This window comes from Pseudomonas sp. WPR_5_2 (assembly GCF_003634475.1).
GTDB lineage: Bacteria > Pseudomonadota > Gammaproteobacteria > Pseudomonadales > Pseudomonadaceae > Aquipseudomonas > Aquipseudomonas izuensis.
In genome coordinates this window covers 1,312,616-1,333,992 of record NZ_RBLA01000001.1, presented here as the reverse complement: position 1 = coordinate 1,333,992, position 21,377 = coordinate 1,312,616, and the positions used below count along the sequence as shown (strand labels likewise).

The 21,377-nt window shown below is 62.2% G+C and carries 16 protein-coding genes and 2 pseudogenes; 5 read left to right on the top strand and 13 right to left on the bottom strand.

Annotated elements, in window-relative coordinates:
- Positions 1-433: 433 nt before the first annotated feature.
- From BJ917_RS05815 to BJ917_RS05805, 3 genes are all read right to left on the bottom strand, one after another.
- The gene (locus tag BJ917_RS05815; RefSeq protein WP_121102559.1) at positions 434-2,560 is read right to left on the bottom strand and encodes a TonB-dependent receptor domain-containing protein; all 2,127 of its coding nucleotides are present in this window, start codon (positions 2,558-2,560) and stop codon (positions 434-436) included.
- A 113-nt stretch (positions 2,561-2,673) separates the two neighbouring features.
- Positions 2,674-4,038: a HAMP domain-containing sensor histidine kinase gene (locus tag BJ917_RS05810; protein ID WP_096512217.1), complete on the bottom strand. Its 1,365-nt coding sequence runs from the start codon at positions 4,036-4,038 to the stop codon at positions 2,674-2,676.
- A complete protein-coding gene (locus BJ917_RS05805; protein ID WP_121102557.1) occupies positions 4,016-4,708 on the bottom strand; it encodes a response regulator transcription factor in 693 nt (230 codons plus the stop codon). The genes BJ917_RS05810 and BJ917_RS05805 overlap by 23 nt, the downstream gene beginning before the upstream one ends.
- Positions 4,709-4,825: 117 nt before the next feature.
- Between BJ917_RS05805 and BJ917_RS05800 the strand changes: the two genes are divergently transcribed.
- The 4 genes from BJ917_RS05800 to BJ917_RS05785 all read left to right on the top strand — a co-directional run bounded on the left by BJ917_RS05800 (position 4,826) and on the right by BJ917_RS05785 (position 11,274).
- Positions 4,826-5,515, top strand: a complete 690-nt coding sequence (locus tag BJ917_RS05800) for a response regulator transcription factor (RefSeq protein ID WP_096512215.1) — start codon at positions 4,826-4,828, stop codon at positions 5,513-5,515.
- Between the two features lie 103 nt (positions 5,516-5,618).
- On the top strand, positions 5,619-7,037 hold the full coding sequence (locus tag BJ917_RS05795) for an efflux transporter outer membrane subunit (protein WP_096512214.1): 1,419 nt from the start codon (positions 5,619-5,621) through the stop codon (positions 7,035-7,037).
- Positions 7,034-8,200 carry an efflux RND transporter periplasmic adaptor subunit gene (locus tag BJ917_RS05790; RefSeq protein ID WP_096512213.1) on the top strand — a complete coding sequence of 389 codons (1,167 nt, stop codon included), beginning with the start codon at positions 7,034-7,036 and terminating at the stop codon, positions 8,198-8,200. The genes BJ917_RS05795 and BJ917_RS05790 overlap by 4 nt, the downstream gene beginning before the upstream one ends.
- Positions 8,197-11,274, top strand: a complete 3,078-nt coding sequence (locus BJ917_RS05785) for an efflux RND transporter permease subunit (RefSeq protein ID WP_121102555.1) — start codon at positions 8,197-8,199, stop codon at positions 11,272-11,274. The genes BJ917_RS05790 and BJ917_RS05785 overlap by 4 nt, the downstream gene beginning before the upstream one ends.
- A gap of 327 nt (positions 11,275-11,601) precedes the next feature.
- On the opposite strand, the gene pqqE is transcribed toward BJ917_RS05785, so the two are convergent.
- The 9 genes and pseudogenes from pqqE to BJ917_RS05740 all read right to left on the bottom strand — a co-directional run bounded on the left by pqqE (position 11,602) and on the right by BJ917_RS05740 (position 18,857).
- The gene (gene pqqE, locus BJ917_RS05780; protein ID WP_121102552.1) at positions 11,602-12,774 is read right to left on the bottom strand and encodes a pyrroloquinoline quinone biosynthesis protein PqqE; all 1,173 of its coding nucleotides are present in this window, start codon (positions 12,772-12,774) and stop codon (positions 11,602-11,604) included.
- Positions 12,746-13,021 carry a pyrroloquinoline quinone biosynthesis peptide chaperone PqqD gene (pqqD, locus tag BJ917_RS05775; protein WP_121102551.1) on the bottom strand — a complete coding sequence of 92 codons (276 nt, stop codon included), beginning with the start codon at positions 13,019-13,021 and terminating at the stop codon, positions 12,746-12,748. Before pqqD ends, pqqE begins: the two co-directional genes overlap by 29 nt.
- Complete coding sequence (pqqC, locus tag BJ917_RS05770; protein ID WP_096514647.1) at positions 13,018-13,770, bottom strand: pyrroloquinoline-quinone synthase PqqC; 753 nt, start codon at positions 13,768-13,770, stop codon at positions 13,018-13,020. The genes pqqD and pqqC overlap by 4 nt, the downstream gene beginning before the upstream one ends.
- A 232-nt stretch (positions 13,771-14,002) precedes the next feature.
- Positions 14,003-14,083 (bottom strand): annotated as a pseudogene (locus BJ917_RS05765) (pyrroloquinoline quinone biosynthesis protein C); the annotation flags it as partial.
- Positions 14,084-14,267: 184 nt separating this feature from the next.
- Positions 14,268-14,396, bottom strand: a pseudogene (locus tag BJ917_RS05760) (pyrroloquinoline quinone biosynthesis protein C); the annotation flags it as partial.
- Between the two features lie 135 nt (positions 14,397-14,531).
- Positions 14,532-15,443, bottom strand: a complete 912-nt coding sequence (gene pqqB / locus BJ917_RS05755; RefSeq protein WP_121102549.1) for a pyrroloquinoline quinone biosynthesis protein PqqB — start codon at positions 15,441-15,443, stop codon at positions 14,532-14,534.
- Between the two features lie 124 nt (positions 15,444-15,567).
- Positions 15,568-15,639, bottom strand: a complete 72-nt coding sequence (gene pqqA, locus BJ917_RS05750; protein WP_008365141.1) for a pyrroloquinoline quinone precursor peptide PqqA — start codon at positions 15,637-15,639, stop codon at positions 15,568-15,570.
- Positions 15,640-15,757: 118 nt separating this feature from the next.
- Positions 15,758-17,854 (bottom strand): PQQ-dependent dehydrogenase, methanol/ethanol family, encoded by a 2,097-nt coding sequence (locus tag BJ917_RS05745; RefSeq protein WP_256658507.1) that lies wholly within the window; start codon positions 17,852-17,854, stop codon positions 15,758-15,760.
- A 70-nt stretch (positions 17,855-17,924) separates the two neighbouring features.
- Positions 17,925-18,857: a transporter gene (locus tag BJ917_RS05740; protein ID WP_096515467.1), complete on the bottom strand. Its 933-nt coding sequence runs from the start codon at positions 18,855-18,857 to the stop codon at positions 17,925-17,927.
- A gap of 256 nt (positions 18,858-19,113) precedes the next feature.
- Here BJ917_RS05740 and BJ917_RS05735 point away from each other — a divergent pair, with 256 nt between their 5' ends.
- The gene (locus tag BJ917_RS05735) at positions 19,114-21,015 is read left to right on the top strand and encodes a sigma-54-dependent Fis family transcriptional regulator (RefSeq protein WP_096515465.1); all 1,902 of its coding nucleotides are present in this window, start codon (positions 19,114-19,116) and stop codon (positions 21,013-21,015) included.
- Positions 21,016-21,070: 55 nt separating this feature from the next.
- Here the strand turns inward: BJ917_RS05735 and BJ917_RS05730 are convergent, their stop codons facing one another.
- Positions 21,071-21,343, bottom strand: coding sequence for a DUF4242 domain-containing protein (locus tag BJ917_RS05730; RefSeq protein ID WP_096512208.1), 273 nt, complete (start codon positions 21,341-21,343; stop codon positions 21,071-21,073).
- Positions 21,344-21,377 lie beyond the last annotated feature (34 nt).

Here is a 21,377-nt window from a genome sequence, read left to right as displayed (position 1 = left end):
TCACTGTAGGAGCTGGCTTGCCAGCGAAGGGGCCGGCACATCCACCATCGTCGATGCCTGACACACCGCTTTCGCTGGCAAAGCCAGCTCCTACAGGGCCGGTGTTGGTCAGGAAAACAGGCGAACATCCCAAATCACTGTAGGAGCTGGCTTGCCAGCGAAGGGGCCGGCACATCCTGCATCATCGTTACCTGACACACCGCTTTCGCTGGCACATTCACCATCACTGATGCCTGACACACCGCTTTCGCTGGCAAAGCCAGCTCCTACAGGGCCGGTGTTGGTCAGAAAAACAGGCGACACCCCCAAATCACTGTGGGAGCTGGCTTGCCAGCGAAGGGGCCGGTACATCCACCCTCACCGATGCCTGACACATCGCTTTCGCTGGCAAGCCAGCCCCTACAGGGCCTGTGTTGGATGTTCTACCCAGGCCTCAGAGCAGACTCCACGACACCCCGACATAAACGCCCAAACCCTCGCCCGGCGTGGAGCGTGCCGCGTCCAGCCCTTTGTCGTCGTAGCCCGGCGTGACGGTGGCGGCGTAGTGTTTGTCCGTCAGGTTGCGCATGTCCACCCACGTCTGCCAGTCGCCCTTGGGCGCGTTGTAGCCCAGGGTCGCGCCGAACAGGGCATAGGGATCGGCGTAGTAGCTGTTGGCGTAATCCACCGCCACCTTCGACACCAGCTGGGTGTTGAGCGCGGCAAAGAAACCCTGGGGCCAGTCGTAGCGCAGTTCGCCCTGGTAGTAGTGCATCGGCAGTCCCGGCAGGCGGTTGTCGCCGAAGCGGTCGTCGTCGCGGTAGTGGAAGTCACTGAAGGTATAGCTCTGGCGCAAGCTCAACTGGCCGCCATCGGCCCGTGACCACAGGAGACTCTGCAAGCTGGCTTCCACGCCCTGGTGCACGGTGGGGCTGGCGTTGAGCTCGTAGGGCGTGGTGGCGTTGGCATCCGGCAACACCGAGAGCAATTCGTGGCGCACTTGGGCGTAGTACCAGGCCAGGCTCCATTGACCCAGCGTGCTGTCGCCGCGGCCGCCGAGTTCCAGGGTGGTCGCGGTCTGGTTTTGCAGTTCGATGGGAACGCGTTGCGCACCCGTGGCGGGGCCACTGCCGGCCGGGAACCTCTGGTTGGCGCTGTAGATCAGCGACCACGGGTGTGGTGCTTCGACCGAACGGCTGAGATTGCCGAACAATTGCAGGTCAGGGGTCAGTTGATAGCGCAGGCCCACCCGTGGCGCATAGTCCCAGTCGCCCATACTGGTCTTGCCGCCCCCGTCGGGGTAAGTCACCGCGCTTTCACGACGGGTGTAAATGGCAGCGAGGCCGGTGGTCAGCCACAGGTCGTCGGCGATCTCCAGGTCATTGCCAACATGCAGGACGCTGTCCGAGCCCTGGTAGGTGAAGTCGCGAATGTGCGTACCCGGTGCATAGCCGGCGGTGTTGCCGGTGGGGATACGTACAAATTCGCTGGCCCCATCATTGGGCAGGTGTTTGGTCACGCGCAAACCCACCGTACTGTGGCTTTCCAGGCCCCAGAGGGTATCGCGACGCTTGTAGTCGAATGTGCCGCTGACATCCGTGTAGGCCACCTTCAGGCGGTTGGGGCCTTCACGCAAGTCCATGGGATAGTCGTGGTAGACAAGGCCGGTCTGGATGCTTGAGTCGTCATCGAGGTAGAAGGTGGTCTTGTTGCCGATAAAGGTGCTGCCCGGCTGGTCACGGCTGTCGTCCCGCGCTACGTAGGCGGGATTGGCTGCCCGTGGATCGTGTTCGATGGAATGCTTGGTCACCCGCCCGGCGAGGTCGTTGTCGGTCTGGCGGTGGCGCAGATAGAAACGCGTTTCCAGGTTCGGGTTGAAGCGGTAGCCGAAGTTGGCGATGACCCCCTGGCTTTCGCTGGCCGTGTGGTCCTGATAGCCATCGGAGTGTGCATCGGTCACTGCCACGTAATAGTCGAAGTCACCCAGCACCTGCCCGGAGCTGACCTGGCGTTGCTGATAACCGTGGCTGCCCGTCGCGTAGCGCACCTGCAACCTGGGAGCGTCGTAGCCGGTGTGGCTGACGTAATCGATGGCCCCACCCAAGGCCAGTGCACCCCTGTCGAATCCGTTGGCACCGCGCAGCACTTCCACATGGTCGAGCCACAGCGGTTCCAGCAACTCATAGGGCGTGCCACCCGGGCCGGTCAGCGGCAGGCCGTCGAGCATCGTGTACAGTCCTGAAGCGTGGGCGCCCGGCGCACGGTTGATCCCCGATCCGCGGATCGAGATTTTGACCCCTTCGTTGCCCGCCGACTGGGCATAAATCCCCGGCTGATAAGCCAGCACATCCTGATTGCTGGCCACGCGGCCCTGCAGGGGACGGCGCATATCCACCACATTGGTACCGCCGGGCACCTGGGCAAGCCGGGCCCTGGCGTCTTCGATGGACGAGTCTTCGTCGCTACGATCCTCAGCCCCGATCAGCACCTGTCCCAGTTCCAGGCCTTCGGCCCAGGCCGTGGCCGGACAGACAAGGGCCAGGCCCAACAACGCAGTGGGCAGGGATTTGGGCGAGGGCATTGAGAGAACTCCAGACGTACAGAACGGGCAGTGAAGAACTGCGACGCAGGGAGGAACGAAGGAAACACATGGCAATTTTGTTTTTTTGCCGGGTGAGGCTGTAGCTTCCAGCCTCAGGCTGTGCGAACGCTCGTCAGATCGATCCGACAGCCCGGGGCCGCATCACTGACGGCCAGCTTCATGTCATGCAGGCGCGCAACCGCCGACACCATGCTCAACCCCAGGCCATTGCCGGGCGTATGGCGGCTCGATTCGGCGCGGTACAGTCGGCGCAAGACCGCTTCCCGCTCCGCTGGCGCGATACCCGGCCCGTTGTCCGTTACGCGTATCCCGACCCTGTTCGGGTCTGCAATAACGGTCAACCGGACCTGGCTGTGGTCGGGACAGAACTTGATGGCGTTGTCCAACAGATTGCAGATCGCATCGAACAGCAGTTGCGCGTCCCCGGGAATGATCGCGGGTGCCTGGCTGGCGTCAAGAGTCAGGCTGATGCCGCGTTCTTCGGCCAATGGCTCATACAGCTCGACGGCGTCGGCACTGATCAGGTTCAGATCCAGGGGCGCGAAGTGACTGCGACGCGCGCTGTCTTCAATTTCCGAGATGCGCAGCAGGGCCTTGAAGGTCAATAGCAGGCCCTTGGCTTCGGTCAACGCGGCATCGATGCTGGCAGCGTATTGCGCCTCGTCCAGACCACGGCGCTGGGTGCGTTCAAGGCCGGCGATCAGGCGAGTCAGCGGGGTGCGCAGGTCGTGGGCGATGTCGTCGCACACACCCTTGACCTCGCTCATCAAGCGTTCAAGCTCATCGAGCATGCCGTTGACCACCGAGGCCAGTCGGTCAATGTCATCGTTGTTGCCCTGAATCGGCAAGCGGCCGGTCAAGTCGCCTTCAATGATGCCCTTGATCGAACGGCTGACCTTGTCCAGCCGCCGGTGCGCCGAATAACCCAACACCAGCGCACCGAACAGGCCGACCACCAGCAACAGCACGCCACCGGAAACCAGCGCCTTGATCAGCAGTTCGTCGAACTCGCGTATGTCGTGGATATCCTGGGCCACCAGCAGCGTCTTGCCATCGGCCAGGCGATGCACGATGAAGCGGACGGGGCGCTGATGCCCGTTTTCCTTGCGCCAGTCGAATTCCTGGGGTTTGTCATAGGTGGAGAAGGGCGGCAGCTGCTGGATGGCGCCGGCAATAAACTGGCCTTGAGCGTCGAACAAACTGTGAGGCAGGCGTGCTTCGACGTCCTGCACGGCGTGATTGCGGATCTCCCTGAGCTGCAGCTCGGGGTCCTGGGCACTGCGGTTTTCCACCTGGCGATACAGCGCCGTATCGGCTTCGGTCTTCAGGTAAAACGCCGTTTGCCAATAGACATAGCCGAACAGCGCCAGGAACGAACAGCCAAACAGGCCGAGAAACAGCAGCCCGGTTCGAAAGCTGATGGTGCGCGGAATTTCACTCAGGCGAACGGAGGACATAACCGGCTCCACGAATGGTATGAATCATCGGTGGCTCACCCTCGCCGTCGACCTTGCGCCGCAAGCGGCCCATATGCACTTCAATCACGTTGGTGCGCTCGTCATAGCTGTAATTCCACACCGCCTCGAACAGCATGGTGCGCGTGACCACCTGCCCGGCGTTGCGGATCAAGTGTTCCAGCAAGGCGTATTCCCGTGGGACCAGTTCAATGACCCGGTCACCGCGCCGTACCGTCCGGCTCAACAGATCGACCTCCAGGTTGGCGACGCGCAAGCGGGTTTCCCTGGCCTCGGCGACCGGTTCGGCGCGACGGCGGTTCAAGGCATCCAGGCGTGCGGTCAGTTCGATGAACTCGAACGGCTTGGTCAGGTAATCGTCACCGCCGGCGCGCAAGCCGCGAACCCGCTCATCGAGGGCGCTCAGGGCACTGAGGATCAACACCGGCGTGTTCACGCTTGCCGCCCGCAATGCGGTGAGCAAGCCGAGCCCGTCGAGCCCGCCGGGCAGCATGCGGTCCAGAACGATCAGGTCGAACGGTTCGCTCAAGGCCTTGAGCAGGCCTTCGCGACCATTGTTGGCACAGCTCACGGTGAAGCCGTGGTCACACAGGGCGGCTTCGATTTCGCGGCAGGTAGGCAAGTCGTCTTCGACGACCAGAACATGGGTCATGGCAGTTGGACCGCTCACATCATCGGGCAGAGATGGCATAGTGTGACAAAGCCTGCGGCTGCGCCACGTTCCCGTCGGGTAAACAAAAGTTTAGGTTTGATTCATGGAGACGGTGCCGTGCGCATTCTAGTGGTTGAAGACGATGCCCAGACCGCCGCTTACCTGCTGCGCGGGTTGACCGAAAGCGGTCACGTCGTCGATATCGCCAGTGATGGCAATACGGGGCTGGGCATGGCCCTTGAAGACATTCACGATGCCTTGATCGTCGACCGCCGTTTGCCCGGCCTCGACGGCATCGGTTTGATCAAGGCCCTGCGTGCACGCAAGCTGCGGGTGCCGATTCTGATGCTCAGTGCGCAGGCGTCCACCACCGACAAGGTTGAGGGCCTGCAAGCCGGTTGCGATGATTACCTGGCCAAACCCTATGCGTTCGCCGAAGTGCTGGCCAGACTCGATGCCTTGCTGCGCGGACGGGAGCAGACGACGGGGCCGGCGCGTCAACTGGTGGTTGGCGAGTTGCACCTCGATTGCGCCACCCGCACCGCCGTGCGTCAGGGTCGGGTCATTGCCTTGCAGCACCGTGAGACGCTGTTGCTGGAAAAACTCATGCGCCACAGCGGTCAGGTGGTGACCCGCGACATGCTGCTCGACAGTGCCTGGGATTACGCATTCGACCCCAACGACAACGTGATCGACAAACACATTCATCGCTTGCGACGCAAACTCGATGAAGGTTTCGACTACTCGCTGATCAAGACCGTGCCCGGCGCCGGCTACAGCTTCCAGGTGACACCGGACCAAGGCTAAATAAAAGTTTACCTGCCGACGAACGCTCTGGCAGGCGCCCCTCGCTATCTTCGCCTCATTCGTGGATCGCTCCACACAGGCTCAAGCGGGGGAAAGCTTGCCCATGTCGTTTTCAACCTTGGCCGCGCGCAGTTGGCGCGCGGCATTTCGCTCACCTGTGTCATTGACGTTGCTCGGCGTGCTGATGCTCGGCGGCTGCTCCATGGTGCCCGAGTATCGGCAACCGGAGTTGCCCCTGGCCCGGCAGTGGGATGGCGCGACGAGCAGCCAATCGGCCCAGGGCGGGCAATGGTGGAGTGAATTTCACAGCGCCGAACTGGATCAACTGATCGCCCGTGGCCTGGCGTCCAACTACACCCTCAAGGCGGCGGTCAGTCGGATCGATGAGGCCCGTGCATCGGCGCAAGTGGCAGGGGCGGCGCAATACCCGGCGTTGAACCTGGGGGGCAATGTCCAGCGTCAGAACAACTACGGCACCACGGAAAAACGCAGTGTTTTTGCCGAAGCGACTTACGAGATCGACTTCTGGGGCAAGCAGCGTGCCGCCGCCGACTCCGCCGACTCATTGGCCAACGCGACGGCGTTTGATGCCCAGACCTTGCGCATGAGTCTGGGGGCGAGCATTGCCGACAGCTACTTCCAGGTGCTGTCCCTGGAGGACCGGCTGCGTCTGGCCCGATCCATCGCCGACGATGCGCGGCAGGTGTTGGATCTGGTGGAAGTCCAGGCCAGCCAGGGCGCGGTATCGAACCTGGAAGTCGCCCAGCAACGCAACGCCATGCAGACCTTTGAAGCGGCGATACCGCCACTGCGTCAGCAACGGGATCTGGCGTTGTACCAATTGGCCGTTCTGGTCGGCGCGCAGCCCGAGGGCTTTCACCTGCAAGGTGATGGGCTGAATGCCCTGCAAGTGCCGCAACCTGCGACCGGGTTGCCGATTGGCTTGCTGCGCCAACGGCCGGACATCCAGGCTGCCGAAGCGCGGCTGAAATCAGCCAACTTCGATGTAGGCGTGGCTCGCGCCGCGTTTCTGCCCAACCTCTCACTGGACTTGCTGGGCGGCATCGACACGCTCGCCGGCGGCCAGATCTGGAGCGCCATCGGCACGCTCAGCCAACCGGTGTTTGCCGGTGGCCAGCTCAAGGGGCAGTTGCACTTCGATCAGGCCCACGTTCAGGAACTGACGTCGAGTTATCGCGAATCAATCATTGAGGCCCTGCAAGATGTGGAGACGCAACTCAGCGCCGCCCGCGAGCTCGACAAGAGCTATGCGTTGAACCAGTCCGCCGTCGATTCGGCGCGAGAAGCGGCGCGCCTGGCGCAGGTTCGCTACCGCCTCGGGTCCACCGATTTCCAGACGTTGTTGATCGTCGAACGCACCCAATACCAGGCCGAAGACACGCTGTTGCAGGTACGCCTCCAGCATTTGCAGGCCGCCGTCGGCCTGTTCCGGGCCCTGGGTGGGGACTTCTCGTCTGACACCCTCGCTTCCAATTCTCCCGCTCAGGTTGCCCACCCATGAATGCCTTGAACCCACGTCGTCGTTTTGTTTTCGGGGGGCTGGTGGTGCTCTCGCTCGCCGCCGCCTTCAGCGGATTTCAATGGATCAAGCGTGCCCAGGCCGCGCCGGTGAAATCCGAGGCCGGTGCCGTGCCCGTGCAGATGACCCAAGTCAGTCGCCAGGACTTGCCGATCTGGATCAGTGCCATTGGCAATGTGCAGGCGCTCAACAGCGTCAATGTGCGGGTGAGGGTGGACGGCGAACTGCAAAAAATCCTGTTCAATGAAGGGCAAACGGTCACGGCGGGCAGCCTGCTGGCGGTGATCGATCCGCGGGTGTATCAGGCTCAGGTCGCCCAGGCTCAGGCCATGGTCGCCAAGGATCAGGCGCAATTGGCCAACCTCAAGGTCAACCTCGACCGCGCCAGCAAACTGGCCGCGGCGAAGGCCGGCCCGACCCAGGATGTCGACACTTACCGCGCGCAACTGGCCGCCCAGCAAGCCACGGTACAGGCCGATCAGGCGGCGCTGGATACGGCGCGCCTGCAATTGGAATTCACCCAGGTCAAGGCCCCTTTGACCGGGCGCACCGGCCAGCGCCTGCTGGATGTCGGCGCCATTGCCCATGGCGCCGAAGCCACCGGTTTGGTGACGATTACCCAGATGAACCCGATCTCGGTCGCCTTCGCCGTGTCCCAGGACGAACTGGCGGACATTCTCGAGGAAAACGCCAAGGGGGCGTTGCAGGTGGTCGCGATGACCCGCGATGGCCAACAGGAAATCGCCCGTGGCCAACTGAGTTTCATCGACAGTCAGGTGACCGCCGCCAGTGGTCAGATCCAGCTCAAGGCACAGTTCGACAATGCTGCCGCCAAGCTCTGGCCGGGCGAGTTGGTGACGGCGCGATTGCTGGTGCAGACGCGTCGGGACGTGGCCGTGGTTCCTGCTGATGCCGTGCAATTGGGGCGTCAGGGTAGCTTTGTCTATGTGGTCGATGGTGATCAGCGGGTCCAGCCGCGTCTGGTCGATGCCGCCACTGTCGTTGATGGCAAGCAATGGATTCGCCAAGGCCTGGCGGCCGGTGAAACCGTGGTGGTGCAGGGCCAGTCCCGCGTCGCGCCGGGGCTGAAAGTGACGCCGGTCAAGACGGACACCCCTGCCGAACTGGCAGAGGTCGCCCAATGAATGCCTTGGCCGGATTGATTCAACGGCGAATCGGGCTGAGTCTGCTGGCCCTCGGGGTCATGCTGCTGGGCGCCTTCGCGTATTTTCATCTGCCGGTGGCACCGCTGCCGACCGTGGATTTCCCGACCATCCAGGTCACTGCCAAGCTGTCCGGGGCGAGCGCGGAAACCATGGCGTCTTCGGTGGCGACACCCCTGGAGCGCGCGTTTGCTGCCGTGCCGCAAGTGACCTCGATGACCTCATCGAGTGCAGCCGGTAAAACCCAGGTCGTGCTGCAATTTGATTTGTCGCGGGATATCGACGGTGCTGCGCAAGATGTGCAGACAGCGATCAACACCGCCACGCCGAACCTGCCCAAGACCATGTCCAGTGCGCCGACCTTCAACAAGGTCAATCCGGCCGAAGGCACGGTAATGTCGCTGGCCGTGACCTCGCCAATCCGTACGCTGCCGGAGCTGGATCGCTATGCCGACAACTACATTGCCCAGCGGCTGTCGCAGATGCCCGGCGTCGGCCTGGTGGACTTTCATGGTGAGCAGAAACCGGCGGTGCGGGTACAGATCGATCCCGATGCATTGGCCGCTCGAGGCCTGACGCTGGAAGATGTGCGCAGCGTGATTGGCGTCAGCACCCTCGATCAACCCAAAGGCAGCCTCGATGGACAAAGCCGTTCGATCACCCTGGGCGCGACCGACCAAATTCTCGATCCGCAGCATTATCGCGATCAGGTCATTGCCTATAAAAATGGCATGCCGATCAAACTCGGTGACCTCGGCCGGGTGATCGCCGGTGCCGAAGACACCCAGCAAGCCGCGCAGTTGGGGGCCGAGCCCACGGTCATTGTCGACATCCACAAGCAACCGGGTTTCAACCTGCTGTCGACCATCGCCACGATCAAGGCCAAGCTGCCCGAGCTGACGGCGTCGTTGCCGCGAGACGTGCAGGTGCAGGTGGTGGGCGACCGTACCCAGACCATCGAAGCCTCGGTCAATGACATGCAGTTCACCTTGCTGCTGTCCATTGCGCTGGTGGTCGTGGTGATCTTCGTGTTCCTGCGCAAAGCCACCGCCACCCTGATTCCGAGCCTGACCATCCCGTTGTCGCTGGTGGCGACATTCGGGGTGATGTACCTGCTGGGCTACAGCCTCGACAACCTGTCGATCATGGGCCTGGCGATTGCCGTCGGGTTTGTGGTGGACGATGCCATTGTGGTCATGGAGAACATCGTCCGGCACCTGGAGATGGGCAAGTCTCGCCTGCAATCGGCGGTCGACGGCTTGCGCGAAGTGGCGTTCACCATTGTCTCGATGACCGTATCACTGATTGCGGTGTTCCTGCCGATCCTGCTGATGTCGGGCATTGTCGGGCGCTTGATGCGCGAGTTCGCGGTGACCGTCAGCGTTGCGATCATCATGTCCGGTATCGTCTCCCTGACCATCACGCCGATGCTTTGCGCCTGGCTGCTCAAACCCCACGCCGAGCGCGAAGAAGGGCGCTTTGCCCAAGCCTGCGAGCGGGTATTCGATGGCCTGCACAACGGCTATCGGCGCAGCCTGGATTGGGTGCTCGACCATCAACGCATCACTATGGCCGTGGCCATCGCCACCCTGGCGGCGACGGCAGTGCTGTATGTCGGCATTCCCAAGGGCTTCTTCCCGCAACAGGACAACGGCTTGATCCAGGGCGTGGCGGAAGCGGCGGCGGATATATCGCCCATCGCCATGCGTGCGCAGGTCAATCGTGCCGCCGAGGTCATTGGCCAGGACCCGGCGGTGGCCCGGGTGTACTTCTGGATCGGCCCGAACCCGACCGTCAGTCAGGGCAAGGTCATGATCAACCTCAAACCGTTCAGCGAACGCACCGCCAGCGCGGCCGAGGTCATCCGTCGCCTGCAACCGGCGCTCGACCGGTTGTCCGGGGTCAAGGTGTTCATGCAGGCCAACCAGGACATCCAGATTGGTGGTCGGGCCAGCAAGACCCAGTATCAGTACACCCTGCAAGACCCGGACAGCGTCGAACTGGATCACTGGAGCGGGGTGCTGCTGGAAAAACTCAAATCCTTGCCACAGTTGCAGCACGTCACCTCCGACCAGCAACAGGCCATCGCCCAATCGACGCTGGTGATCGACCGTCCCACGGCGGCGCGCCTGGGTGTAACGGTGCAGGCCATTGACGATGTGCTCTACGACGCCTTTGGCCAGCGACAGATTGCGACGATGTTCACGCAACTGGATCAGAACCACGTGATCCTTGAGCTGGACCCGAGCTGGCAGACATCCACCGCGACCCTGGAACATCTGTTTGTCCGCGCCAGTTCCGGCGCGCTCGTCCCTTTGAGTTTGCTGGCGAGCATCAAGACTGAACAGGTGCCGATCATCATCAACCACCAGGGCGTATTCCCGGCGATTACCCTTTCATTCGACCTCGCGCCGGGGCACGCCTTGAGCGAGGCGGTGGATGCGATCAATCAGGCGTCGTTGGCGGTCGCGATGCCCGACACAGTGGTCGGCAGCTTCCAGGGCACCGCCCAGGCGTTTCAGGATTCGTTGAAGTCGCAACCCTGGTTGATTCTGGCGGCGATTCTTACGGTCTACATCGTCCTTGGTGTGCTGTACGAGAACGCCATTCACCCACTGACGATCATTTCGACCTTGCCGTCGGCCGGCTTCGGCGCGCTGCTGGCCTTGATGCTCTGCGGGCAGGACTTATCAGTGCTGGGGATGATCGGCATCATCCTGCTGATCGGTATCGTCAAGAAAAACGCGATCATGATTGTCGACTTCACCTTGCAGGCCCAGCAGCGGGGCCTGTCGCCCCGGGACGCGGTTCGCGAAGGGTGCCTGTTGCGCCTGCGCCCGATCCTGATGACCTCCCTGGCGGCCCTGCTCGGCGCCGTGCCGCTGGCGTTCGGTCATGGTGCCGGCTCCGAGTTGCGGCAGCCGTTGGGCATTGCGATTGTCGGTGGCCTGGCGGTGTCGCAGATCCTGACGCTCTACACCACGCCGGTGGTCTATCTGTGGTTTGAACGTCGGCGGGGCAGCGTGCAGGCCGACGCCACGGAGGTCGCCATTTGAAACTTCGACTGCCCCCTGTGGGAGCGAGCCTGCTCGCGATTGACTTCAACGATAACGCGGGCTGTCTGGATAACCCGCGTTGTCCTGACGTTTTTCGCGAGCGGGCTCGTTCCTACAGGTTCGGGTTGAGAACCTTCAGGGCGGATCGACCTGATCCAGCACCCGATTCGCCGTGATCTCCGCCAGCATCACGCTGTTGGAAATAACGAGCAGCGCGTTCCGATCATTGGCCTACTGCAAAGACAAGGACAGAAAATAGATCCGTCCCCTTTTTCCCAGCTCTGCTTTTTTCGCTATGCCGCATCGGCTTTGGCAGCGCTGAAAGGTTCAGCTCTTGGCGATGAGGCGTGAGTTTCGTTCATTGCGAAAGGCCAGTTGGTCGATGGTCTGGGTCGCGTGCTCAGCCTCTTCGCGAGCCTGGAGGATCACGCCGTGATGGGGCGACTTGCTGCACACCGGGTCGGCGTGGCTCGCATCACCGGTGAGCATGAACGCCTGGCAGCGGCAGCCGCCGAAGTCTTTTTCCTTCTCGTCGCAGGAGCGGCACGGCTCGGGCATCCAGTCATAACCGCGAAAACGGTTGAAGCCGAACGAGTCGTACCAGATGTGCTGCAGGCTGTGGTCGCGCACGTTGGGAAACTGCACCGGCAGTTGTCGGGCACCGTGACAGGGCAGCGCGGTGCCGTCCGGCGTGACGGTCAGAAAAATACTGCCCCAGCCGTTCATGCAGGCTTTGGGACGTTCTTCATAATAGTCCGGCGTGACAAAAATCAGCTTGCACGGATGCCCGGCGGCTTCCAGTTTGGCGCGGTATTCGTTGGTGATGCGTTCGGCGCGCACCAGTTGCTCGCGGGTCGGCAACAGCCCGACGCGATTGAGCTGCGCCCAACCGTAGAACTGGCAGGTGGCGAGTTCGACGAAGTCCGCTTCAAGGGCGATGCACAGCTCGATGATGCGGTCGATCTGGTCGATGTTGTGCCGATGGGTGACGAAATTCAGCACCATCGGATAGCCATGGGCCTTCACCGCGCGGGCCATTTCCAGCTTCTGCGCGAAGGCCTTTTTCGAGCCGGCCAGGAGGTTGTTCACCTGTTCGTCGCTGGCCTGGAAACTGATCTGGATATGGTCGAGACCGGCCTGCTTGAAATCGCTGATTTTCTGCTCGGTCAGGCCGATGCCGGAGGTGATCAGGTTGGTGTAGAAACCCAGCTGGCGCGCCTCGGCAATCAGCTCGGCGAGGTCCTGGCGCACCAGCGGTTCGCCGCCGGAAAAGCCCAGTTGCGCGGCGCCCATGTCCCGCGCTTGGCGAAACACCTTGATCCACTGCTCGGTGCTCAGCTCCTGGCCTTGCCCGGCGAAGTCCAGCGGATTGGAGCAGTACGGGCATTGCAGCGGGCAGCGATAGGTCAACTCGGCCAGCAGCCACAGCGGCAGGCCGATGTCCGGTGTGGGCGGTACTTGCACCGACGAATCAGGCCAGTTCGATCCAGTGCTGCGCACGGGCCACCTCCATGAATTGCTCGATGTCGTCACCGAGCTCGGGCACGCCGGGGAACTGCTGGTCGAGTTCGGCAATGATCGTCGCGACATCCCGCTGGCCATCGATCAGGCCGCCGATCAGCGCCGCGCTTTCATTGAGCTTGATCATGCCTTCCGGGTACAGCAGCACGTGGCCTTTCTGGGCCGGTTCGTACTGGAAGCGGTAGCCGGGACGCCAGCGCGGGGTCCGGCTGCGGTCGAAACTCATAAGCTGATTCCTTTGTGCCAGACCCGCTGGTCGGTCACGCTGTGATAGGGCGGGCGTTTCAGTTCGTAAGCCATGCTCATGGCATCGAGCATGCTCCAAAGTATGTCCAGTTTGAACTGGAGAATGTCCAGCATGCGCTCCTGGCCTTCCCGCGTGGTGTAGTGCTGCAGGGTGATCGCCAGGCCGTGCTCGACATCGCGACGGGCCTGGCCCAGGCGCGTGCGGAAATATTCGTAGCCGGCCGGGTCGATCCACGGGTAATGCTGCGGCCAACTGTCCAGGCGCGACTGATGGATCTGCGGCGCAAACAGTTCGGTCAGCGAGCTGCTGGCGGCTTCCTGCCAACGGGCGCGGCGGGCGAAGTTGACGTAGGCGTCCACCGCAAAACGCACGCCGGGCAGTACCAGTTCCTGCGAGCGCAGCTGCTCCGGGTCGAGACCGACCGCCTGGCCCAGGCGCAACCAGGCTTCGATGCCGCCGTCTTCGCCGGGGGCGCCGTCGTGGTCGAGCAGGCGCTGAATCCATTCGCGGCGGATTTCGCGGTCCGGGCAGTTGGCCAGGATGGCGGCGTCCTTGAGCGGGATGTTCACCTGATAATAGAAGCGGTTGGCGACCCAGCCCTGGATCTGCTCGCGGGTGGCCCGGCCTTCGTACATCGCCACGTGGTAGGGGTGGTGGATGTGGTAGTAGGCGCCCTTGGCGCGCAGGGCGGCTTCGAATTCGGTGGGGGACAGCGGGGTGTCGGTCATTGCGGGTCTCCGGGTACGGCCGGTGGATTCTCGGGTGTCTGCTCGGGCCTCTTCGCTGGCAAGCCAGCTCCCACAAGGATCTGTGGCGTACACAAAACCTGTGGGGGCTGGCTTGCCAGCGATGGGGCCATTCGCTACAGCACAATACTCATGCCGTCATACGCCACTTCCACACCGCGCCGCTCCAGTTCCGTGCGCTCTGGCGAGTCCTCATCGAGATCGCCACGTGGTACGGGTGGTGGATGTGGTAGTAGGCGCCCTTGGCGCGCAGGGCGGCTTCGAATTCGGTGGGGGACAGCGGGGTGTCGGTCATTGCGGGTCTCCGGGTACGGCCGGTGGATTCTCGGGTGTCTGCTCGGGCCTCTTCGCTGGCAAGCCAGCTCCCACAAGGATCTGTGGCGTACACAAAACCTGTGGGAGCTGGCTTGCCAGCGATGGGGCCATTCGCTACAGCACAATACTCATGCCGTCATACGCCACTTCCACACCGCGCCGCTCCAGTTCCGCGCGCTCTGGCGAGTCCTCATCGAGATCGCCACGTGGTACGGGTGGTGGATGTGGTAGTAGGCGCCCTTGGCGCGCAGGGCGGCTTCGAATTCGGTGGGGGACAGCGGGGTGTCGGTCATTGCGGGTCTCCGGTGTACAACCGTTGGAATCCTGGGTGTCTGGTTGGACGTCATCGCTGGCAAGCCAGCTCCCACAAGGATCTGTGGCGTACACAAAACCTGTGGGAGCTGGCTTGCCAGCGATGGGGCCATTCGCTACAGCACAATACTCATGCCGTCATACGCCACTTCCACACCGCGCCGCTCCAGTTCCGCGCGCTGCGGCGAGTCCTCATCGAGAATCGGGTTGGTGTTGTTGATGTGGATCAGCACCTTGCGCGGCCCGGGCAGTTGCTCGAGCACCTCGAGCATGCCGCCGGGACCGTTCTGCGCCAGGTGACCCATCTCCCGGCCGGTGCGGGTGCCGACGCCACGGCGCTGCATTTCGTCGTCGTCCCACAGCGTGCCGTCCACCAGCAGGCAATCGCTGCCGGCCATAATCGCCAGCAACGGTGCATCGACCTTGCCCAGGCCCGGTGCGTAAAACAGTTTACCGCCGGTGCTCAGGTCCTCGACGACCAAGCCGATGTTGTCGCCCGGGTGCGGGTCGAAGCGGTGCGGCGAATAGGGCGGCGCGGCGCTGCGCAGTGGCAGCGGGGTGAAGCGCAGGTTCGGGCAGGCCGGGACGCTGAAACTCTGATCGAGTTCGATGCGGTTCCAGGTCAGGCCGCCATTCCAGTGGGTCAGCATGTTGAACAGCGGGAAGCCGCTGCTCAGGTCTTCGTGGACCATGTCGGTGCACCAGACCTGATGTGGGCAACCTTCGCGCAACATGAGCAGACCGGTGGTGTGGTCGATCTGGCTGTCCATCAGGATGATCGCGCCGATGCCGGTATCGCGCAGGGCGCGGCCCGGTTGCATCGGGGCGAAGCTCTGCAGTTGCGCGCGGATGTCCGGCGAGGTGTTGCACAGCACCCAGTTCACGCCGTTATCGGAAATCGCGATGGACGACTGGGTCCGCGCCCGGGCCCGCAGGCTGCCGTCGCGAAAGCCGGCGCAGTTCACGCAGTTGCAGTTCCACTGGGGGAAACCGCCGCCGGCGGCGGAACCTAGAATCTGGATATACATGATGTGATCCGACCAACAATCGCGTCAGGGCGACTGCGCAAAAAAATGCCCCGGCGCACCGGGGCCAAATTGAAGTGGTGCCATGCCTGTGGAGTGGAGCAGCGCACGGCACCACGCTCACGGGTCAGCGGCTGGCGAAGTACATAGTGACCTCAAAGCCGATACGCAGGTCGGTGTAGGCAGGTTTGGTCCACATGGTTGAGTTCCTCAGTGTTGTTGGATGGTTCATTTCAAAAAGCTGTTGCGCATCTTTGCTCGACATGACGGCGAGTCCGGTCAGGCTGGCTCGCCGTCGTCGCGTTACCGCAGTGCGGTCATGGCGTGGCTTTGGCCGTGGCCGGCTGTTGCGACTTGAGGTAGTCCGCGTACTCCCGGCTCATCACGTATTGCTTGATTTTCTCGACCTCGGCGGGCTCCAGCGTGTCTTTGAAAGAAGGCATGCCCAAAGGCCTCAACACGCCGTCCAGGACGATCTGCTGGAACAGGCCGCGCCGCGCCTCGTCGGACTTGCGCAGGTCGGGAATCAACCCGCCGCTGACGGCGCCCACGCCGTGGCAGACAGAACAGTAGGAGCCGAACAGCTGTTGGCCCGCGGCGAGGTCTGTGGCGGATGCCTCGACCGGCTTCGGTATGCGGGTGACGACCTGCGCTTTTTCGGGCAATGGTGGCAGTGAGTCTTTGCCGCCGAGTTTGAACACCAGCAGGCGACTGACGTTGCCCACCCCCGGCGCATTAGCGGCGTCACCGCCGATCAGGGGCGCGACACCACCCCAACCCGCCATTACGGCAACGTACTGCTCACCTTCGAAACGGTAACTGATGGGGGCAGCGACGATGCCGGTCTGGGCGGCAAAGGACCACAGTTTCTTGCCTTTGTCCGCAGAGTAAGCGATGAAGTTACCGTCTGCCGTTCCCTGGAACACCAGGTTGCCCGCGGTGCTCAGGGTGCCGCCGTTCCAGTAGTTCGAATAGGGCACGCGCCAGACTTCTTTTTGCTTCACCGGGTCCCAGGCCAGAAGCGCACCGGATACCGCCTCGCGCGGAATTTCAGTGGCGTCGGAGAACCCGGCGCCGGTGTTGAATCCCTTGCGTTTGATGAAGTCCTTTGCTTCGTTGCGGTAGACGCCCGGAATTTCCTGGTAGGGGATGTACACCAGGCCGGTCTGCGGGTTGAACGACATCGAGTGCCATCCATGGGCGCCGAACGGGCTCGGCCACATCACTATGGGTTTGTCCTTGTAGCGCACACCGGGTGCTTCCACGGGTTTGCCGGTCTTCATGTCGATCTTCTCGGCCCAAGTCACTTTGCCGAATTTTTCAGCGGAGAGCAGTTGGCCGGTTTCGCGATCCAGAACATAGAAGAAACCGTTCTTGGGTGCCTGCATGATGACCTTGCGTGGCTTGCCGGCAATGTCCAGCTCTGCCAGGGTCAGCTGTTGGGTGGCGGTGAAGTCCCAGCTGTCCCCCGGGGTCACCTGATAGTGCCAAGCCAGGCGGCCGCTGTCCGGGTGGATGGCCAGAATCGATGACAGGTAGAGGTTGTCGCCGCCTCGCGGGCTGCGGATATTGCGGTTCCAGGGTGAACCGTTGCCGGTGCCGATGTAGAGCAGGTCGAGTTGCGGATCGTAGGCCATGCTGTCCCACACGGTGCCGCCGCCGCCGAGTTTCCAGTACTGGTCACCGGTCCAGGTCTTGGCTGCCTCGGCCAGCTCCGGGTGCTCGTAGGGTTGGTTCGGATCGCCCGGCACGGTGTAGAAGCGCCATTCCATTTTGCCGCTTTCGGCGTCGTAGGCGGAAAAGTAGCCACGTACGCCGTATTCGGCGCCGCCGTTGCCAATGATCACCTTGCCTTTGACCACCCGCGGCGCACCGGTAATGGTGTAGGGCAGGCTGTTGTCGGTTGTCTGTTGGCTCCACACCTGTTGACCGGTCTTGGCATCCAGGGCGATGAGACGGCCGTCGAGGGTGCCGATGTAGACTTTGCCGTTCCACAGTGCGACACCGCGGTTGACCGCATCGCAACAGGCATCGCGGGCTTTGCCGCGATCAATCTGCGGGTCGAAGGCCCATAGCTGTTTGCCGGTCTTGACGTCGATGGCGATGGCACGGCTCCACGACAGCGACGCATAGAGCACGCCGTCCGAGAAGAGCGGCGTTGCTTCCAGGCCCCGGTGGTTATCGAGGTCAAGATGCCAGGCCAGGCCCAGTTGGTCGGCGTTTTGTTCGGTGATCTGCTGGAGGGGGCTGAAGCGCTGTTCGGCATAGGTACGACCGTGGCTGAGCCACTGGCTGCCGTCGTTCTCGCTAGCGACGATAGCGGCTTGATCGACCGGGGTGGCGCCGACCATCGGGGCCAGCAGGGCCAGGGCCAGGCTAGCGATTTTCAGGGGTGATGACTGCGTCTTGATCATTACGCAAGAGTCCTATTGTGCTTGTTGTAGGTAGATCGTTTTGCGTGCTCTGCGCGCGAACGCGTGAAAGCTAGAACAATTGCAGGAGGCGTAGATTGATTCGCCTTTCCTCTTTGAAGCCACTGTCCACGGACATGTCCTGGCCGTAATTGGCCATCAGCTGGGTGCTCGGCGTGATGAAGTAGGAAGTGCCCACGGTGTATTTGCTGGTGCCGGGTTTGTCATTCATGTCCAGCCCGGCGATTTCGCTTTCGCCACCCCAGAGTTTCGATACGCCGGCACGTACATCGAAGCGCTCGGTAAAGTTGTAGCGCAGAAAAGCCTGGCCCTGGTAGAGCGGTTCCTGCTTTTGCGTAACGCCTGCGTTGCCGTAGTCATTGTTGTGGCCGAAGAACGTGACATCGCCTACCAGGTCGAGGGTCACCTTGTCGGTCAGCCCGGTGATGTAGCCACTCTGCAGCGTGAACTTCCAGCGGTTCTCGCCCAGGTTGATCGCGTTGTCTTTGTCGTAGCTGCCGGTGGGCACGAAGAGAAAAGGGGTGATGCCGAAGTAGCGGCGTTTTTCAGGTTCATTCACCAGCCAGACGGTCGCGGCAAGGATCAGGTCGCCGATGCCGCTGTCGCTGCCCAGGTCTTTCAGATCGTCCTTGGCCCGCACGTTGCCGAATGGCAGGAGAAACTGTGGATCGACGATGTAATCGCCCAACTGCATGAAATGCACGCCACGCAGGATGCCGATATCCGAATCCAGCCCGGCATGGATCGGCACCTTGTGGCCATCGGCATAGAGCGCATTGCGTTCGGCATGTTGGTAATAAAGCAGGCCCAGGTTGGTGTCTTTGGGAAGCGCGGTGTAATCGCCGGCATCGACGTCCATGGCCAGGGCGCCGCAGGAAAAACCGGCCATCAGGCCAAACAGCGAAGCGTGCAACAGATGCGCTTGAAGACGTCCGCGCGATAACCGCCCCGGGTTGGCGCGAGCCGGCCCTGTGCTCATTTTCATGACATCACCTTTATTGTTTTTGTTTATGATTAGCGCCAGGCCGGAGGGGATGTCCGGCTTGGTGATGTCATTGAGCAGGGCCTGTGCCAGTTTTTCTGTTTGGTGGAAAACTTCATATAAATCAATAATATGAATAACATTGGAAGTGGTCGAAGCAAGCGCGGGATTTGTCCCGCTGTATCGCTGGCTCAAACTGAGACAGTGGCTTGGGGTCAGGTTGACCCAGTTCGAGACACCCACCCGCGAGATGCCTGCCATGCGCAAAATCAGCACCCCCTCTGAGACGCCTCCATCGCGCAAACGATTCGTCGATTCCGAAGTGGTCGAACGCTCGTGGCAGCGTTCGCGCAACTACGGAATATGTCAGCGCGACAACCTGCTTTTCGAAGCGCCGGTCGTCGCCAGCAGTTCGCAGATCGCCGAAAGCAATCGCCTGTTATTGAGCTGTGCCACTCCGGAAATGGAACAACTGCACGCGGCCCTGTCGCCCAAGGACTGGGTGCTGGCGTGCCTTGATCTGGAAGGCGTGGTCATCAGCAGCCTGGGCCGACGCAACACAGAGAATCGTGAGTTGAACCAGGTCTTCCGCGTCGGCGCACAGATTTCCGAGCAGAATGTCGGCACTACCGCACCCAGTTGCGTGCTGACCGAATGCGATTCGGTTTTTTTCGTCGGCGAAGAACACTATCTGGAAGAGGCACGCCAGTTTTCCTGCCTGGCCACGCCGATTTTCGGTCTGAACGGCAGCATCGTCGGTGTCCTGGATGCAAGCAGTAAGCAGGGGGCGCCTTCGATCTACACCCTGGAGTCCCTGGTGTTTGCCGCCCGTGCCATCGAAAACCGCCTGTTCGCCCAGCTCGGGGAGGTGTTGCTGGTGCATGTGCACCACCGCCTGGACATCCTGGGAACGCCGATGGAAGGGCTGCTGGCTTTCGACCCGGCCGGCAAGCTACGGTGCGCCAACCGCATCGCCGGTCAGTTGTTGAAGCTCGGCGACATCCAGATCGGCCTGGATTTCTCCGAGCTGTTTGACATGCCCTTCATCCATGCTGCCTGTTACCGCCGTCACGACCTCAGTGCACCGCTGCGTTTGCGCAGTCACCATAGCGGCGAGCTGCACGCTTGCATCACCATGACGCCTGGCCAGAAACCGGCGCGGCGCGAGCCTGCGAAGCTCCTGCCAGCCATCGTCGCCGAACAGCCTCCAGCGCCGCAATCCAGGCCCTGTCTGGAGGATCCTGCCTTGCAGGATGCCCTTGGCCGCGCACGCAAGGCCTTTGCCCACGACATCCCGGTGCTGGTCAACGGCGAAACCGGCACGGGCAAGGAGGTCTTTGCCCGACTGTTGCACGAAGGCAGCAAGCGCGCCGGCGAAGCCTTCGTCGCGATCAATTGCTCGTCCATCCCGGCCAGCCTCATCGAATCTGAACTGTTCGGTCACGTTGAAGGTGCCTTTACCGGTAGTCGCAAAGGGGGCGCCAGCGGCAAGATCGAAGAGGCCCACAAGGGCACACTGTTTCTGGACGAGATAGGCGACATGCCCCTGGAGCTTCAGGGTCGGCTGCTGCGTGTGCTGCAAGAGCGCAGCCTGACCCGTCTCGGCAGCAGCCAGGTGATCAAGGTCGATTGCGCGCTGATCTGTGCCACCCACCGCGACCTCAAGCAACTCACGGACAACGGGGGCTTTCGCGAGGATCTGTACTACCGCATCAATGGCCTGCGTGTGGCCCTGCCAGCCCTGCGAGAACGCAGCGATCTTCAGGCGCTGATCGGCCATCTGCTTCGCGCTGAAACCTCCACACACCGGTCGGTTCAACTCAACAGCCAGGCGTTGCAGGCGCTGTTGGCCTACCGCTGGCCAGGCAATATTCGACAGCTTTACCAAACCCTGCGCCTGGCAGCCGCACTGGCAGAAAATGAAGGGGAAATAGGTTTGCAGCACCTGCCGGACGAAGTCCTGGAGACCTGTGCCGTGCAGACCGAAGTGGAGCTTGGCACACCGCAACCTCAGGAGCGGACGACCTTGCACGCCACCGAGCTGCGCGCCATCAAGGCGGCGGTGGAAGCCAACGGCGGCAATCTCTCGGCGGCAGCCCGCAGCCTGGGTATCGGCCGGGCGACGCTGTACCGCAAGCTCAAAGGCATGGAGGACAGTTGACGCTGAGGGCAAGGCTGCGCTCCGACGGGGCGGCAGCCTTGTCCGGGCAGAGGGTCTATTCGGCGGTGGTCGGATCGATGATTTCAACCACTTCGGACACGCGGTTGGCCGGGAAACCGCCCTGTGCGGCGTGTTCGCGAACCTGTTGCTCGTTCGGTGCGATGTACAGGCAATAGACCTTGTCGTCCGTCACGTAACTGTGCAGCCATTGAATCTGTGGCCCCAGGGAGCCAAGCACGGCACAGGATTTTTGCGAAATCGCCCGGAGTTCCGGCGCCGAGAGTTTTCCGGCTCCCGGGATTTCTCGTTCGATGACATATTTCGGCATGGTGGTTTCCTCGAAAGCAGTGAGGGGCGGGTCG